We start from the raw sequence: 238 nt of genomic DNA, 5'->3' as shown, positions 1-238 counted from the left end.
ATTTGACACACGATGTTTATGGCGGCACAACAATGCCAGAGGCCAAGGAGCAGATCAGCAATAACAGCACGTTAAGCAGATACTTTGGCAACGGCATTACTTATAGCTGGTACAAGAACGCAGCCGCAACTGACGCAATGACAGCAGCCGACTTCAATACTGCGGTAACGGCAGGCAGCAGCGATAATGCCTGGATCAAGGTTGACTATGGCGACGGCAGCACGCCGCAAGTAGTAGG

Annotated in this window: 1 protein-coding gene; it reads left to right on the top strand. The window is 51.7% G+C overall.

What is annotated here, in order from left to right:
* Positions 1-32: 32 nt before the first annotated feature.
* Positions 33-238, top strand: a 206-nt coding sequence (locus FC57_RS10525; RefSeq protein ID WP_156655828.1) for a hypothetical protein, incomplete at its 3' end; no start/stop codon positions are given.

Source organism: Lactobacillus ultunensis DSM 16047, from assembly GCF_001436305.1.
In the GTDB taxonomy this organism is placed as follows: domain Bacteria; phylum Bacillota; class Bacilli; order Lactobacillales; family Lactobacillaceae; genus Lactobacillus; species Lactobacillus ultunensis.
The sequence above is the reverse complement of the archived record's forward strand: the minus strand, read 5'-3'. Positions and strand labels throughout refer to the sequence as shown.